We start from the raw sequence: 14,692 nt of genomic DNA on the forward strand, positions 1-14,692 counted from the left end.
CCCTCTCCCCGTAAACGGGGCGAGGGGGACCGCCAACGGCGCGGGCTGCCTCTTCTCCCCGCTCGCGGGGAGAAGGTGCCGGCAGGCGGATGAGGGGCATTTTCGACACAGAAGTGAGTTAGAGGAAAACAGACATGGGCAAGGTTACAGGTTTCATGGAAATCGACCGGCAGGTGGCGAAGTATCAGCCGGCCTCCGACCGCATCCGCCATTTCCGCGAATTCACCATCCCCATGTCGGATGCCGAGGTGACCAAGCAGGCGGCGCGCTGCATGGATTGCGGCATTCCCTATTGCCATGGTCCAACCGGCTGTCCGGTGCATAACCAGATCCCCGACTGGAACGACCTCGTCTATAACAACAAGTGGGAGGAGGCGATCCGCAACCTCCACTCGACCAACAACTTCCCGGAATTCACCGGTCGCGTCTGCCCGGCACCGTGCGAGGAAGCTTGCACGCTGAACCTCGAAGACATGCCCGTCGCGATCAAGACGGTTGAGCAGGCGATTGCTGACAAGGCCTATGAGCTTGGCTTCATCGTGCCGCAGCCGGCGACTGTTCATACCGGCAAGAAGGTTGCGATCATTGGTTCTGGTCCGGCCGGGATGGCGGCCGCCCAGCAGCTTGGCCGCGCCGGTCACGAGGTGCATGTCTACGAACGCGAATCCAAGCCCGGCGGCCTGCTGCGCTACGGGATTCCGGATTTCAAGATGGAGAAGAACTTCATCGATCGCCGTGTGGAGCAGATGAAGGGCGAAAACGTCACGTTCCACTGCGGTGTCAATGTCGGGGTCGACGTCACCGTCGAGAAGCTGCTGGCGGACTACGATGCCGTCCTTTATTGCGGCGGATCGGAAACGCCCCGCGAAGCAGGCATTCCCGGCGTGGACTTTCATGGCGTACATGACGCTATGCCCTATCTCGTGCAGCAGAACCGCCGCGTTGGACGCGAAAACATCGACAGCACCGGCTGGCCGTCCGATCCCATCCTCGCGGGCGGCAAGCACGTGGTTGTCGTTGGCGGCGGTGACACGGCCTCGGACTGCGTCGGTACCGCCTTCCGGCAGGGAGCAGTCAAGGTTACCCAGCTCGACATTCGCCCCCGTCCCCCCGAGAAGGAGGAGAAGCTTGAGGTTTGGCCCTTCTGGGCGACCAAGATGCGCACCTCATCCTCGCAGGCCGAAGGCGCGGTTCGGGAATTCCAGGTCGGAACGCTCGAATTCGTCGGTGAAGATGGCGTTCTGACGGGCGTGAAGTGCTGCCAGGTGGACGAACGTCGGCGTCCGATCGCCGGAACCGAGTTCATCATCAAGGCCGATCTCGTCTTCATCGCCATCGGCTTCCGCGGCCCGTTTGCCGACAGCGTGCTGAAGGAAATGGATGGCAAGCTGGCCTTGAACACAGACAAGCGTGGCTCGACGAACGTGATTGCGAACGACAAGGACTACCGGACGTCGGTGGACAGGCTCTGGGCTGCCGGAGACGTACGGCGCGGTCAGTCGCTGGTGGTCTGGGCGATCCGCGAGGGCAGACAGGCGGCTCGGGCCATCGACGAGGCTCTGACCGGTTCGACGGTTCTGCCGCGGTGAAGCGGACTAGGGTTGCGCGGCCGGGGGCGTCGTCCCTGTGCGCAGCACCGTGAAATCATCGATGCGGCCCGATGGTGCGGGCGGCATCGTTCCGTTTTCGACCAGCATGTCCCGCGGCGTCGGGATCGGAGATTTGACAAGCTGATTTCTGTCCAGAAGCTCCAGCCCTCCATCGAGATTGGGGTCGGAGAGGTCGATCGGGGCTGTCCTGACGACATTCTGAATTTCTGACGGCGGCAGGCTTACCAACTCCGGAAGGTTGCTGCCGTCGAGGCGCAGTAGGTCCGGGCTCGTCATGTCTCCCAACAGGCGTCGGGCCGACTTTTCGACATAAAATGCCATTTTTCTCTTGCCGGCCTGTGTCATGCCGATGCCATCACTGCCGCGCAATCTCACCTGCTGGCCATTGATGTCGGAGCCCGTCACCACGAAGCGTCCTTCGACGTCCACGAACCCCTCCCAGATGTCGATGAATTCACCACCTGCGGCCGTTACCGTCGAGCGATAGAGGCTGTTCAGCGTTATGGCATCAGCCGTAAACTTCGATGAGCGAAACGCGGGCAGTCCAACCCACAGCAGGGGTATGTTGCGATCACTTGCGAGCTTTGCGATCTCGCCGATCCGGCGTTCGTACTCCAGCGACCATTGCGGCGACTTGAAATCATAACTGCCTTGTGGCGTGACGATCTGCTGACGGTCGTTCGCGCCCAGCTGTACCATGAGGATTTCCGGCTTTTCCGAGTCCAGGAGCGTCGGCAGTTCGGCCGCCCAGTCGTAATAGTCGTCGCGGACAAGTCCGGAAGAGCCCTTGCTGCGCTCCGACACGACAACGCCTGGCGATGTGACGAAGGCTTCCTCCAGTCCGTCGGCCAGCGCGTCGGCGAAGAAATCGCCCACGACGAGAATCTTCCTGGCGTCTTCAAGCTTTGCCGGCGGTGCTTCCTTGGGAGGCGCTGCCATGATGTTGGTGACGCTGCCGCTCGTGGTCTTCTTCTGCGGGCGCGGCACCTTCGTGCGCTGCTTGCGTGGCTGCGGCGGGGGAGCGGGCTGATAGATCACACGCGGCCCGAAAAGCATCTCAAGTAGGTTCCGTCGACGTTCCTGAGCCTCCGCCATGGACGAAGCGAAGGCGACAAAAGCGAACATCGCCAGACAAGCGACGGTGAAAGCCGCCCTGAAGGGGTGTTTTCCCGAGATTTTCCTACGCGCCATGGCCTCTATACTCATCGGCCAATTCGAACATGTGCATTGGCGAATGCATTACCCGCTGTCTGCGGGGTTTTGTCAATTGCGTAAGGCATCCAAAAGGTGACGAGACGGTTCCCCGTCGATCGTCATCCCAAGACGGGACTGTATCGCCGTAATCGCAGCCTTCGATCCGGAACCGAAATTGCCGTCGATGTTGCCGTTGTAGTAACCCAGTTCCTTCATGCGGCTTTGCAGTTCGAATTTTTCCTTAATGTCGAGACTGCCGTGCGGACGGGGCCAGGACTGCGCCATGCCGCCATAGCCGGCGATTTCATCGGCGAGTAGGCCAACGCCGAGGGCGTAGCTGTCCGCTGCGTTGTACTTCTTGAGCACGAAGAAATTTCGGGTCATCAGAAAGCCGGGTCCGTTGGGGCCGCCCAGCATCTTCAGTTCGGCGCGATCATTCGGGAAACGGAAACCCTTGCCGCTCGGACGCTTGAAACCGAGCTTTTCCCACTGGGCAAGAGTCATCGTCTTGCCTTCGTGCTTGGCGCCGCCCTTCGGTACGATGGTCTCGTAGCCCCAGGTCTTTCCGGTCTGCCAGCCGTTTTTTGCAAGGAGATTGGCGGCGGTGGCAAGGGCGTCCGGAACCGAATTCCAGATGTCACGGTGGCCGTTGCCATCCGCGTCAATCGCATAGAGCAGATAGCTGGTCGGAATGAACTGTGTATGGCCCATCGCACCGGCCCACGAACCGACCAGGCCGCTGGCTGACACGTCGCCGCTCTGCAGGATCTTGAGCGCGGCGATCAATTGCGTGCGGGCGAATTTCGCACGGCGACTATCCGCATAGGCGAGCGTTGCAAGAGCACGGGGGATGTTGTGCAGCCTGTCTGTTTTCTCCAGCGCCGCACCGTAATTGGTCTCCATCGACCAGATGGCAAGAAGCACGGTCCGATCGATGCCGAAATGCCGTTCGAGTGCGGCGAGCGTACGGCCGTGTTTAGCCGCCATCTCCTGCCCCACCGATACGGTGTACGGATTAACGCGAGAGTCCAGGTAATCCCAGATGGCGGACTTGAACTCCGGCTGGTAGCGCGCCTTTTCGAGGACTGCCGGATCCGGCTCGGTCACGCCCGCGAACGCCGCTTTGTAGGTCTTCGTCGAAATACCGTTCTTGGAAGCCGTCGCAGAAAATTCGTTGATCCAGCGAACGAAACCCGCATCAGCACGGGCTTCGAGGGGGAGCACGCTGGACACGAGTGCGAATACGACAGCCGGAACCAGTCCTTTGCGGGAGAGTTTCATGGCGTGATCCTTATGCTCGCATTCCAGTAAGCACCGCCTTGGCGGTGCCATCTTCACCCAGTTTAGAGCGAGTAGGTCAACAAATTCTTTACCATCCGACCTTCGCCCGCGATTGTCTTTTGCATAAACGCAATGATTATACGCTACAGCCGCGGTGCGGTGCACAAAACTTCTATACTGTCCCTCCAGGAGGTAATTTTGGCAGAGAAAAAGAAAATTCGCAAAGCGGTATTTCCTGTTGCCGGCCTCGGCACCCGTTTCCTGCCGGCCACCAAAGCCGTGCCGAAGGAGATGCTGACCGTCGTCGACAAGCCCGTTATCCAATACGTGGTGGATGAGGCTGTGGAAGCCGGCATCGAGCATTTCGTGTTCATCACCGGACGTGGAAAGGCGGTGATCGAGGACTATTTCGACATCCAGTTCGAGCTTGAGCAGACGCTGAAGTCGCGCAACAAAAACGCCGAACTGACTTTGCTGAACGACCTGCTGCCAAAGGCCGGAACGGCGAGCTTCACACGTCAGCAGGAGCCTCTCGGACTTGGACACGCGGTTTGGTGTGCAAGGGATATCGTCGGCCACGAGCCGTTTGCCCTCCTTCTGCCTGACATGATCATGTACTCCGAGAAGGGTTGCCTGCGGGGCATGGTCGAACTCTACGAGAAAGCCGGCGGCAACGTCATTGCGGTCGAAGAGTGCGCACCTGAGCTTGCGCATAAATACGGGATTGTCGGTGTGGGCGAGGAGCTGGAGGGCGGTTTCCGGATCACCGAAATGGTCGAAAAGCCTGCGAAGGGAACGGCTCCGTCCAACTATTTCATCAATGGCCGATATATTCTGCAGCCAGAAATCTTTTCCATCCTGGAAACGCAGGAGCGTGGTGCCGGAAACGAGATCCAGTTAACGGACGGCATGTTGAAACTCGCAAAGCAGCAGGCATTTGCGGGTTACCGCTTCGAAGGGCGGACCTTCGACTGCGGCGCCAAGGATGGGTTCATTCTGGCGAACGCATTTTTCGCGGTGCAGCGCGACGATATCAGGCCTCTGGTCGCCGATCCTCTCAAGGAGCTGCTATCCGCTTTGAGGTAAGTTTCTGCTTAAAGAACATGATCTGCGTTATCGCTTCGCGGTGACGCCGATCGTCGCCCGAATGGTTTCGTCGTCGAGGGCATTGTCTCGCTGCGTGTATTCGTAGCCGACGCCAGCGCTCACGGCGAGATAACGGTTTATCTCGTAGCTCAGCGAAGCATCGGCGCCATAGGTCGTCGAGTCTGCATTGTCGAGGTCTGGATAGCGTGTCCAGTCGGTAGAACCGGTCAGGCTTGCGACCAGTCGTTCGCGAAGCTGCTGCGTCACGTTTACCCGACCTCCGTAGACGACGGAGCCGCTGGTGCCTGCGGAACTCGAGGGGTCGAACGAGGTCGAGAGGTCAAGATTGACGTCGGTTCCGTAGCGCGGCGACCAGGCAAGGTTGCCGGACAGGGCCAGTGCCTTCAGGTCGTCGAGACGATTGTCGTCAAAATTCTCCATCGCGTAACCGACCCCGATTTCGCCTCGAAGCTTGTCCTCGAAGTCGGCCGCGATACCCACTTTTCCGGTATATATGTCGGATGATCGCCGGTATCCCGACGGGTCCACCTTCTCATCGTATTGCAGACGTCCAGCGGAGGCCTCGATGAAGGGGATGAGGGCGGGCGAAACTTCATAGCCCAGGCGTGCCGTCACCGTTCCAAGATTGCGATCCCGGAAGGATTGCGACAGCGAGCCGCCGCCGGCGAGCTCGGCATCTGTATGAATCCACCGACTGCCACCGATGCCGACACGTCCCCTCAGCCGCCCGAAATCCCGTTCAATGGATGCACCTGCGTCCAGGCGGTGGATTCCGTATTGGGTCGTTGCGCCGGCGATCGCCTCGTCCGCATCCGGATCTTCGCGACTGAAGTCGTAGCCGGCAGTCAAGCGGGCGGTGGTTTGTTCGGACAAATCGAGCCGCAACTCTCCGTCGATGGCGCTGCCGGAGCCCTCGTCTCCATCACCCGAAAGAACGTTTTCCCAGGTCCCTTGCGTGTTTACCGTCAATTGATGCCGGGACCAGTCCGATGTCAGCGTGCCTTTGAGCTGGGTGTCCGAATAGAGCGTTGACTCCGATTTGTTGCCCGACTTGATGGTCTCGTGACGAAGACTTTGTGTTAGCGACGGCCGCAAGATCATTGTGCCGAGCCGCACGCCGCTTGAATCCGTAGCTGCGTTGCGCGTGCTGCCTTCCCGGTCAACGGGCGCTTGCGGAAGGTTTTCGCGGCCATCGACCTGGGTCTCGTCCAGGCGAAGGTCGGTGTCGGAGGGTATCGCCGCCGTCGGCATGGCCGATGTGGTGGCGTCCGCAGGCGGTGCGCCATAGGGGTCGACGGGTGCCGTTGTGCCTTGTTCTGGAACTTGCGGCCAGACGGAGGTCTCCTGGGCCGCGGCATCGCAGATGAATGCGGTCGATACCATGAGTGTGACGGCCACGGCGTTATGCCGCGGGCGTAACCGGGGAGTGACCCATCCACTGCGGACACACGGCATCATAATCAGCTTGCTCTGCGAAAGTCGAAATTGCTTACCCAAACGTAAAGCCTCGTGGTTAACGTTTGGTTGCCGGCTGCTGCCGTTTGTGATCGCGCGAAGGATGCGCCCTGACATCTTACGTTGTACAAAGGTCGGGGGTGCGTGGACAAGGTTCCGCAAACGAGTTATGGAAGCCGCATGATTAAGAGAGCTGTACAACTTGTTGAAACGAGCGCGGTTGAATCTGCGCTTAGAACAATATCAACCGAGCGTGCGGGGCTTGGCGCCCTCGAGGCGGCTCTTGCAGGACCGCTGACGAGCGCTTTCTGCAACGCGGTGAAGATAATCGGCAGTATTTCCGGTCGTGTGATCGTGACCGGGGTCGGCAAGAGCGGGCATATCGGAGCCAAGATCGCTGCGACGTTCGCTTCAACCGGAACGCCGGCTTTCTTCGTTCATCCGGCCGAAGCCAATCACGGCGATCTTGGAATGATCGCGCGGGATGACGTCATCCTTGCGATGTCCTGGAGTGGTGAAAGTGCAGAACTGCACGGCATCATCTCGTTCTCTCGGCGGTTCTCGATCCCCTTGATCGCTATGACCTCGGGTGAGACGTCGACACTCGGGCGCGAGGCGGATATCGTTCTGACACTTCCGAAGGAGCAGGAGGCTTGCCCGCATGGGCTTGCTCCGACCACCTCGACGATGCTTCAACTGGCTATGGGTGACGCGCTCGCGGTGGCTTTGCTCGAAGCTCGTGGCTTTACGGCGCTCGATTTCCGCACATTCCATCCGGGTGGCAAGCTTGGTGCGATGCTCGCGCATGTGGGCGATCTGATGCACACCGGGGACGCCGTGCCGCTGGTTCCCACCGGCACCCTTTTGCCCGAGGCGATCATGATGCTGGCCCAAAAGCGCTTCGGCTGCGTCGGCGTCGTCGATGAGGAAGGCAGGCTGTGCGGTATCGTCACCGATGGCGATATCGCGCGAGGGCTGTCACGCAATCTTGCCGACATGAGTGTCGAGCAGTTCATGATTGCGGCTCCCAAGACGGTAAAGCCGGATACGCTGGCAACGAGCGCCATGGCGCTTCTAAACCAGCACAACATTTCCGCGCTCTTTGTCGTGGATGAGAATCGCGTACCTGCCGGTATCGTCCACTTCCACGATCTTTTGCGGATCGGCGTCGCCTAATCCGGCTGTCGCTCGACCCGCAATTCGCGTCCGCGACTTTCGATGATCCTGACGCGCGACCCGGCCGGCATGTCGGGTCCCATGACCGACCAATAGGTGTCGTCAAGCCGGACACGTCCTCGACCGTCTGTGATCGGTTCGTGCAGGGTAGCGGTGCGTCCGACCAGACTTGCCGTGCGCTGGTTCAGCAAGGGTTCGTCCGAAGCCTGCTCGCTTCGGGAGAAGTAACGACGCCCGACGAGGGCTGCCGTTAACGCCAGCAGCGCGAAGACCACCAATTGCAGTTGCCAGACCCAGCCTGCGGACTCCCAGAGGATGAGCGAGAGTATGCCGGTCAACAGCGCTGCGATCCCGATCCAGACGAGAAATACGCCTGGAAGAGCGAGCTCAGCGCCCAAGAGTATCAACGCCAGAATCCACCAGCTCCATGGCCCCAGCTCGCCAATCAGGCGGTCGAGCATGGCTCAGCCCTCCTCTTTGGGAGCGAAGGGATTGACCGGCGGTGTGGTTCGCGTTGTGCCTGCCACGTTCGTTCTCGGGGGAGGATTTCGGCTGTCGTCCTTCCCGAACACCTCGCGTGCAATTGCGCCGATCCCGCCCAGCGAGCCAATGAGGCTGGACGCTTCCATCGGCATCAAGACAATCTTGGCATTGTTGGCCGTACCGATTTGCGCCAGAGCCTCGGTGTATTTCTGTGCCACGAAATAATTGATGGCGTTGACGTCTCCGGCGGCGATCGCTTCGGAGACGTACTGCGTGGCTTTGGCTTCCGCCTCCGCCAAACGCTCCCGGGCTTCGGCTTCACGATAGGCAGCCTCGCGCTGGCCCTCGGCTTCGAGGATAGCGGACTGCTTGGCACCCTCGGCCCTGAGGATCTGCGCGTTGCGGAAGCCTTCCGCCTCCAGGACCTGAGCCCGCTTTTCTCGCTCGGCCTTCATCTGTCGCGCCATGGCGTCGACGAGGTCCTTCGGTGGCTGGATGTCCTTGATCTCGACGCGGGTCACCTTGATGCCCCATGGGCCGACAGCCTCATCAACGACACGAAGAAGCCGGTCGTTTATCGCTTCGCGGTTTGACAAAAGTTCGTCGAGATCCATGGACCCCATCACCGAGCGAATATTGGTCATCGTCAGGTTGAGGATGGCATTTTCCAGATTGGCGACCTGATAGGCGGCCTGGGCGGCATTCAGGATTTGATAGAAGGCAACGGCGTCAGCCGAGACGCTGGCATTGTCTTTCGTGATGACCTCCTGCGTCGGTACGTCCAGTACCTGCTCCATCACGTTGAGCTTGGAGCCGATGCGTTCGATGAAGGGTACGATGAGGTTGAGGCCCGGCTCGAGCGTTCGCGTGTAGCGGCCGAAGCGTTCCACAGTGTAGCGGTAGCCCTGCGGGACGGTCTTGATCCCGGCGAACAGGACCAGGATCACGAGCAGCACGAGGCCGATCACGACGATGTCGAAGCCTGCAATATCCATCGGATGTCTCTCCCTCTGCCCCGTAGCCTTCCCCATCGGATGTCACGGATGTGGCGATCGCCTGCCCAGCTGGCAAGCGTGTATTAAACCCAGCCCTGCAGTTCCCGTCGAACCACGTGTTCCAGCACCCGCATCCCCTCATCGCTATCGTTGAGGCAGGGAATATGCGTGAACTTCTCGCCACCGTTATGGAGGAAGTCCTCACCGGCTTCGCCCGCGATCTCCTCCAGCGTCTCGAGGCAGTCGGAGACGAAGCCTGGATTGATGATGGCAATCCGTTTGACGCCTTCCTGGGCGAGTTTTTCGACGGTCTTGTCTGTGTAGGGCTGAAGCCATTCCTCGGGACCGAAGCGGGACTGGAAGGTCACCATCAAGCGGTCCTTCTCCCACCCCAGCGCGTCGCGAAGAAGCCGCGTCGTCTTGTAGCACTGGCAGTGATAGGGATCGCCCTTCATGAAATAGGATTTCGGGATGCCGTGATAGGAGGTCAGAACCAGTTCCGGCTCCCAGTCGAGAGTAGCGAGATGATTGCGGATCGAATTCGCCAGCGCCTCGATGTAGACGGGATCGTCGCTGTATTGCGGAACGGTGCGTAGTGCCGGCTGCCAGCGCATCTTGAGGAGGGCCTTGAACGCCTCGTCGTTGACGGTGGCCGTCGTCGCGGCGGCATAATGGGGGTAGAGGGGGAAGACGAGGATTTTCTCGCACCCGTCCTTCTGCAACTCGTCCATCTTCGAGCGGATCGACGGCTGACCATACCGCATCGCCCAATCCACCCTTACATTGGGCAGATCGGTGAAGGAGGCCGCCATCTTCTCTGCCTGGTTGCGGGTGTAGGTCCGCAGGTAGCTTTCGTCGAGCTCCTTGTTCCAGATTTCCTCGTAGGCTTTGCCGACCTTCTGAGGTCGCTTGTTCAGTACGATGCCGTAGAGGATCGGATACCAGTAGAGCGGCGACCATTCGATCACACGACGGTCGGTCAGGAACTCTTCCAGGTAGCGCCGCATCGAGCGGTAGTCGGTTCCGTCCGGGGTGCCGAGGTTGACGAGCAGCACGCCGACCTTGCCGAAGCGTACGGGAGGATGGTCGGCGGGCAGGTGGGATCTGTCTGGTGACATATGTGATTTCCAAAAAATGGGTTGGGGGCGGTCGTTCCGTTACGCCCACACGTCGAAAAGAGATCACTCTATGTAACGCAAAATCCGGCCCGGGAAAGCCCGAGCCGGATTTGCACGTGCGGCAAACGGTCTTATTTCGCGGGAAGCGAAAGTTCCTTGCCAATGCTGATGACGTCGGGGTTCCGTAGCGCGTTCGCCTCGGAAATCTTCGACCACATCATGCCATCGCCGTAGACGTCCCTGGCGATGTTCCAGAGGTTGTCGCCCCTTACCACGGTGTGGGTTTGCGGCTGGGTCGCTGTCGTCGCTGTATCTGCGGTCTCGGTGGCTGCTGCAGGCGCAGCGGCTTCGTCAGGCGCTGATGAGGCCACCTCGCTTACGCGGCCGTCGGTGTACGGCTTGTATGGAGAGTTGGCAGCGATGTAGTCGGCAACAACGATTTCGAGGCCTGGGCCGAAGTCATAGGCATTGGTGCCTCCGGTGGCGAAGACCTTGTAGCCGTCGCCGCCGCCGCGCATGTAGTTGTTGGTTGCCACTCCATAGACCTTGTCGGGGTCGATCGCGACGAATCCATCCCCGTCCTTGACCTCGACCGAGACGACGCGGCTGCCGGCCGGCTTAGACTTGTCGAAGGTATATTTCAAACCGGAGACCTGCGGGAAGCGGCCGGCGCCCTCCTCGATCTGGCTCAGGCCGTTTTCCAGCGCCGCGACGACGTCCGAGCCCTTGAGCTGGAAGGTCGCGAGCGTGTTCTGGAACGGCAGGACGGTCAGAACCTCGCCCATCGTCACCGTGCCAGCATCGATCGAAGCGCGCAGGCCGCCGCCGTTCTGGATGGCAATCGTGACGCCCTGATCCTTGACGCGATCAACCATGGCGTCGGCAACGAGATTGCCCATCGTGCACTCGGCCGCACGGCAGACGTCGCGCGAGCCGTCGATCACGTCCGCGGTCTCGCCGATTTCCTTCTTCTTCAAATCCTCGATCGGCCCGCCGAGTTCGGCGACCTTCGCGGCAAAGGCCTCATCCGGAGCCACCGAGGCATCGAGTAGTTTCGGCTCTCCGGTTGCGGTCTTCACGTTTCCGTCGTCATCGAAAACCACCGTCAGGTCGCCAAGATATTTCGAGTAGGCATAGGCGGTGACGATCGGTACGTCCTGGCCGGCCGGGTTCTTCACCATGGTGGGGTAGGGGCCCGCAGCCTTCTCGTCCGTGTTCGACAAGAGCGTGTGGCTATGGCCGCCGACGATCACGTCGATCCCGTCGACGGCTGCTGCGATCTCCTGGTCGCGCGGATAGCCGACATGCGACAGCAGTACGATCTTGTCGACACCCTGCTGTTCGATCTCCTTCACGGCATCTTTGAGATAGCTGATCTCGTCGGCGAACAGGACGTCGTCACCCGGAGACGAGGTTTCGTCCGTGTCCGTTGCCAGTACCGAGACCACCGCCACCTTCTCGGGGCCGAATTCCTTGATGATGTAGGGCTTGAACTTGTCGGCGATCGGGGTGTTGAGGCCGGCGAGCGTGTTGCCTGAGATCATCGGGAACTGCAGCGCGGCGATGAATTTCGCGAGTTCCTCGGGACCATCATCGAACTCGTGGTTGCCGATCGCCATGGCATCAAAGCCGATGCCGTTCATGAATTCCGCGATCGGGCCGCTCTTGTAGGTCGTGTAGAACAGGGAACCCTGGAACTGGTCGCCGGCGTCGAGCGTCAAGACGTTCTTGCCCGTGAGTTCACTGCGGCGAGCCTCTATCGCCGTCTTCATCCGGGCGATGCCGCCGAAGCACTCGTTCTTGCCGGCTTCCTCTTCCGAGCAAGTGGAGTCGAACTTGTTGATCGCTTCGATGCGGGAGTGGAAATCGTTGATGTGGAGGATATTGAGCTCGAAATCGGCGAACGCGGCGCCGGCCGAAAGGGCTAGCACTGAGGCGCTGAGCAGGCCAAATCTGAGGGTCTTCAACATCGCTTTGTCTCCTTTGCTGGATGGCGGATAACAGCTGTCTGAACGCGGCTGCAGCATCCTGATCAGCGACATGTTTCCATCCGCTTGGAGCAACTGCAAGAGAATATTGCGGGTGCGATCCCAAAGCACCTCGTAGTGCAACGACGATTTGTGAAGTGGAGCACGCGAGACAAGATATTCGTTAGCAAATGCTTAAGTGCCGATGGCTAAATCTTGGACCAAGCGAATCTGTAATCCGCCCATGCCGAATGGCGATGTTGCGGCCAAAGACATGACGTCCCGTGAACAGAGCTTCGCATCTGCGAGACCGCAAGATCAGCGGTCTTGCCGAAGACGCAAAACCTGAATTGCCGGAGAGCAACCGTGACAGTCATTGCCAATATGAAAACACTGACCAAGCTGATGTCAGCGTTTCTCGTCATTATCGTCGTCAGCATCGTCGTAAACGTCACGAGCCTGATATCTTCCGGCACGCAGAGAGATGCTGCCTTCTGGACCGATCACACCCACAAGGTGCTTGCGACCGTCGAATCGATGATCATGGGAATGGTCAATCAGGAAACCGGGGTTCGCGGCTATCTCCTGGCGGGAGACAAGGGCTTCCTCGAGCCGGTTGCTTCCGGCGAGCAACAGTTCAAAAAGGCGTTCGATGAGGGCCGCGCCCTGACCTCCGACAATGCCGTCCAGCAGAAGCGCTTTGCCGATCTTGGGGCGCTCGTAGCAAAATGGGAACAGGATGTCAGGAACGAAGAACTGCGTCTGATGGAAGACCCGGCGACGGTAGACCAGGCCCGCGCGATGGAGATCAGCGGTGCGGGCAAGACGTATATGGATGCGATTCGCAAGCTCGCGGGTGAAATCAGCGCCGAGGAAGCCGGTCTGCTTTCGGTCCGTGACAAAATGGCGAGCGATGCCGCTGATCTGACACGCTGGACGATCATCATTGGCCTTGTCGCGATGCTGGCGATTACGTGTATATCGCTCGTCTTGCTCAACCAGTCCCTTATTCGACCGATCCGCGCGATCACCGAGTCCATGGGTCGTCTCGCCGGCGGCGATACCCAGTCGGAAATCCCCTATGCCGGTCGCAAGGACGAGGTTGGCGACATGGCTGGTGCCATCGAGGTGTTCCGCCAGAATGCGCTCACCACCAAGCGGCTCGAAGATGAGGCCAATGCCAACCGCACCCAGTCCGAGAAGGCGCGCGCGGCCGAGGAAGAGCGCGCTGCCCGGGAAGCTCAAAACCTGCGTTTCGCGACGACGACTCTTGGTGAAAACCTCAAGCGTCTCGCGGATGGCGACCTGACCTGTACCATTCAAACCAACTTTGCCAGCGAATACGAATCACTGCGTACTGACTTCAACACCACCGTCAGCCGACTGAGCGAGATCATGGGTGCCGTTATGTCGGCGGTGCATAACATGGACAGCGGGACACGCGAGATCTCGGAAGGAGCTTCCGACCTGTCGCGCCGTACCGAACAGCAGGCTGCATCGCTGGAGGAAACGGCGGCCGCGGTCGATGAGATCACGACCAACGTTACCAATTCCAGCAAGATCACAGAGGAAGCGCGCGGGGTCGCACAGGCTGCGACGCGCAGTGCCGATCAGTCGGTCGAGGTTGTCTCGTCCGCCGAGCAGGCCATGCGAAAGATTGAGGAAAGCTCGCAGCAGATTTCCAATATCATTGGCGTGATCGATGAGATCGCCTTCCAGACGAACCTCCTGGCTCTCAACGCCGGTGTCGAGGCAGCCCGCGCCGGCGAGGCCGGAAAGGGGTTCGCTGTCGTCGCTCAGGAAGTTCGCGAACTGGCCCAGCGGTCCGCTCAGGCTGCAAAGGAGATCAAGGCGCTGATCCAGAACTCCAATGCCGATGTCGACAGCGGGGTAAAACTGGTCAGGGACACTGGCGAAGCTCTGAAGACGATCGGCGACTACATTACAAAGATCAACAGCTTCATGGAGTCGATCGCAACGTCGTCGCGTGAACAGTCTGTCGGATTGTCTGAGGTGAATGTTGCCGTCAACCAGATGGACCAGACCACACAGCAGAACGCCGCCATGGTCGAGCAATCGACCGCAGCTGCTGCTTCACTGGCACAGGAAGCTGGCCGTCTCGGAATGCTGGTTTCCAAGTTCAAGGTGGATGGATTGGGAGCCGCTGCGCCCGCCGTATCGGCGCGTCAGTCAACCGCGTCTGCTCGTCCGTCGCCTGCGAGGGGCGTGAGCCGTCCAGCAAGCTCTGGCAATCTCGCGCTTAAGACAGAGGAATGGAGCGAGTTCTGACCGGCTGTACTTCTGCG

11 protein-coding genes are annotated in these 14,692 nt (G+C 59.9%); 4 read left to right on the forward strand and 7 right to left on the reverse strand.

Annotated elements, in window-relative coordinates; all coding sequences use genetic code 11:
- Positions 1-134 precede the first annotated feature (134 nt).
- Positions 135-1,589, forward strand: a complete 1,455-nt coding sequence (locus tag J5J09_RS18960; protein WP_208553795.1) for a glutamate synthase subunit beta — start codon at positions 135-137, stop codon at positions 1,587-1,589.
- 6 nt (positions 1,590-1,595) lie between these two features.
- Here J5J09_RS18960 and J5J09_RS18965 read toward each other — a convergent pair whose 3' ends face one another.
- Both J5J09_RS18965 and J5J09_RS18970 read right to left on the reverse strand, forming a co-directional pair.
- On the reverse strand, positions 1,596-2,801 hold the full coding sequence (locus J5J09_RS18965) for a DUF459 domain-containing protein (RefSeq protein WP_246746019.1): 1,206 nt from the start codon (positions 2,799-2,801) through the stop codon (positions 1,596-1,598).
- Between the two features lie 72 nt (positions 2,802-2,873).
- Complete coding sequence (locus J5J09_RS18970) at positions 2,874-4,085, reverse strand: lytic murein transglycosylase (protein WP_208553796.1); 1,212 nt, start codon at positions 4,083-4,085, stop codon at positions 2,874-2,876.
- Between the two features lie 198 nt (positions 4,086-4,283).
- Between J5J09_RS18970 and galU the strand changes: the two genes are divergently transcribed.
- Entirely contained in the window at positions 4,284-5,171 is an 888-nt protein-coding gene (gene galU / locus J5J09_RS18975) for a UTP--glucose-1-phosphate uridylyltransferase GalU (RefSeq protein WP_208553797.1), read from the forward strand.
- A gap of 27 nt (positions 5,172-5,198) precedes the next feature.
- On the opposite strand, the gene J5J09_RS18980 is transcribed toward galU, so the two are convergent.
- Positions 5,199-6,590, reverse strand: a complete 1,392-nt coding sequence (locus J5J09_RS18980) for an outer membrane beta-barrel protein (RefSeq protein ID WP_208553798.1) — start codon at positions 6,588-6,590, stop codon at positions 5,199-5,201.
- A gap of 237 nt (positions 6,591-6,827) precedes the next feature.
- On the opposite strand from J5J09_RS18980, the gene J5J09_RS18985 reads away from it, so the two are divergent.
- Positions 6,828-7,823, forward strand: coding sequence for a KpsF/GutQ family sugar-phosphate isomerase (locus J5J09_RS18985; RefSeq protein WP_208553799.1), 996 nt, complete (start codon positions 6,828-6,830; stop codon positions 7,821-7,823).
- On the opposite strand, the gene J5J09_RS18990 is transcribed toward J5J09_RS18985, so the two are convergent.
- The 4 genes from J5J09_RS18990 to J5J09_RS19005 form a co-directional block, all read right to left on the reverse strand.
- The gene (locus tag J5J09_RS18990) at positions 7,820-8,284 is read right to left on the reverse strand and encodes an NfeD family protein (RefSeq protein WP_208553800.1); all 465 of its coding nucleotides are present in this window, start codon (positions 8,282-8,284) and stop codon (positions 7,820-7,822) included. The genes J5J09_RS18985 and J5J09_RS18990 overlap by 4 nt on opposite strands.
- A 3-nt stretch (positions 8,285-8,287) precedes the next feature.
- Positions 8,288-9,301 carry an SPFH domain-containing protein gene (locus J5J09_RS18995; RefSeq protein WP_208553801.1) on the reverse strand — a complete coding sequence of 338 codons (1,014 nt, stop codon included), beginning with the start codon at positions 9,299-9,301 and terminating at the stop codon, positions 8,288-8,290.
- Positions 9,302-9,384: 83 nt separating this feature from the next.
- Complete coding sequence (hemH, locus tag J5J09_RS19000) at positions 9,385-10,419, reverse strand: ferrochelatase (protein ID WP_208553802.1); 1,035 nt, start codon at positions 10,417-10,419, stop codon at positions 9,385-9,387.
- A gap of 131 nt (positions 10,420-10,550) precedes the next feature.
- Positions 10,551-12,389, reverse strand: a complete 1,839-nt coding sequence (locus J5J09_RS19005; protein WP_208553803.1) for a 5'-nucleotidase C-terminal domain-containing protein — start codon at positions 12,387-12,389, stop codon at positions 10,551-10,553.
- Positions 12,390-12,752: 363 nt separating this feature from the next.
- Between J5J09_RS19005 and J5J09_RS19010 the strand changes: the two genes are divergently transcribed.
- Positions 12,753-14,675 (forward strand): methyl-accepting chemotaxis protein, encoded by a 1,923-nt coding sequence (locus J5J09_RS19010; RefSeq protein ID WP_348646493.1) that lies wholly within the window; start codon positions 12,753-12,755, stop codon positions 14,673-14,675.
- Positions 14,676-14,692 lie beyond the last annotated feature (17 nt).

Origin of the sequence: Ciceribacter sp. L1K22, assembly GCF_017599385.1 — a bacterium.
Classification (GTDB): domain Bacteria; phylum Pseudomonadota; class Alphaproteobacteria; order Rhizobiales; family Rhizobiaceae; genus Allorhizobium.